Origin of the sequence: Piscirickettsia salmonis LF-89 = ATCC VR-1361 (genome assembly GCF_000297215.2) — a bacterium.
Taxonomy (GTDB): Bacteria; Pseudomonadota; Gammaproteobacteria; order Piscirickettsiales; family Piscirickettsiaceae; genus Piscirickettsia; species Piscirickettsia salmonis.
Genome location: NZ_AMFF02000037.1, coordinates 15,381 through 17,045 on the forward strand (window position 1 = coordinate 15,381; position 1,665 = coordinate 17,045).

General features: G+C 41.1%; 2 protein-coding genes. Both read right to left on the minus strand.

The genetic code is table 11. From position 1 onward, the window contains the following. Positions 1-400: 400 nt before the first annotated feature. Positions 401-700: a hypothetical protein gene (locus C200_RS04545; RefSeq protein ID WP_032126375.1), complete on the minus strand. Its 300-nt coding sequence runs from the start codon at positions 698-700 to the stop codon at positions 401-403. A gap of 71 nt (positions 701-771) precedes the next feature. Further along, positions 772-1,500 (minus strand): hypothetical protein, encoded by a 729-nt coding sequence (locus C200_RS04550; protein ID WP_016212296.1) that lies wholly within the window; start codon positions 1,498-1,500, stop codon positions 772-774. Between the last annotated feature and the right edge of the window lie 165 nt (positions 1,501-1,665).

Sequence of the window (1,665 nt, forward strand, 5' to 3'; positions counted from 1 at the left end):
CTTATTGTATTTTTTAACCTACTGATAGTATGTCAGAAACTGTTGATCGAGCGCTATAATGATTTATTTTAATAAATTATTTTTATTATATAATCACTAAAAAAATGTATCAAAAATATTGGAATCTGAAATAGATTAGGCCTTAAAGGTTGTCAAAGGTGTAATCTAGAGACTTAATTTCCGACTCCGATTGGAAATACTAGCCATAGCCGCAGGCACCCCCCTGATGTTGATTTGTGTCGCCTTCATAAGGAGGAGCCAAAAGCTGTACAGGGTTGTTATTTGCTGTGTGCTGCTGATGATAAAGCAGAGAGGGATAGAGAGAAGGAGTACTTTCAGAATAAGCGCTGCTGATGAGTGGATAACGGTGAACCTCAGAATATGGAGGGGGAGGCGCGCTTCAGAATCTGCTGGATTGATCGTATGCCCAGTATGGTGGGTGTGCTGGCCCAAAATATGGCAAAGGGGCCATCGCTCCCTGTGGGTTATTTGGACTTTGTGTTGGACCCTCAAAAGGAGGTGCTGATGCATTGGTAAAATTGCCTTCAGGATTATCGGGGTTATTTTCATAATATAAGGAGCGGTGATTCTGGTATCTTTGATTTACTTTACTGGCGTAGCTTGCTGTAAAAATAGCGCGCCAATCATGATCACTGATACCCAGTAATACTCGGGCTTTCTCAAAGTATGGCTGAGCCACTGTATAGGATTTTGCAGCAAGATAGCCTGATTTTTGTTGAAGCGCAGCGGTCGCATTTTTAAGGAGGGTTTTTAAGGGGCGCCTTCGTCTAGTTTGCTCTGGAAAAAAATTGCCATTCTTAACTTGTTTTCGCTGCTTCTTTGTTCGCAGCTTTCAATTGATTTTTCTAAACCTGCTTCTACAAGTATTTTAGCTAAAGTTGATTTCTCAGGGCTATTGAGAAGTGCTTTAATGTGTACTGTTTGGCTGAGCCCGAGTTCATTGAGTTGTAGAAACAAGAAGTGATGTTCACCCATTTTTTGAGCTACAGCAGGATCATCGATTAACTCTTGAATATATGCGACGCGGTCAAGTTTAAGGTCTACTAACTGTGAATACCCTGATAGAAACCCTGCATTGTTATAGCCAGGGCTGAGAACTTTTTGAAGATTAGAGTTATCACTAAGGTTATATTTATCTAAAACTATATAGGCTGGAAAGTGTTGGGTATTAGCTTCACTATTATTACCAAATAGCCAGGTGCTTATATTGGTAAACAGACCGAAAATCCGTTGCATCAAACTCTGTTGATTAGGCTCAGAAGGGTTAAAGCCCTCAGGCAACTGTGAACCTGGTTGAAACATTGGTATTTGTCGAGGTGTTGTTTGTAGCCATGCCCATATTCGCTGGACTGTTGAAGAGGAGGTATGCTCATCTTGGTCTTGTGTTCGTATGAGTGTGAGAAGAGGTTCGGCTAAACCTTCAACCTGGAAAATCGCCTGTTGGATATCTGTGCGCCTTAAATTACCTACCCCAAACATCGCATTGGCGACAAAGGCGCCTTTAAATTGTGCTTTATGGAAGCTACTTACACCTCTAAAGTCGGTTTTATGTAAATACGCCCATTCACGACTTTCGCACTTTGATTTTTAGGTCGCTGCTAATATCTTTTGTATAGAACAGCTAATCCCCACTTTAATCACATC

Excerpts from the sequence above, each read along its gene's own strand:
- C200_RS04550 (WP_016212296.1), bottom strand. The coding sequence starts at position 1,500 with ATGTTTGGGGTAGGTAATTTAAGGCGCACAGATATCCAACAGGCGATT.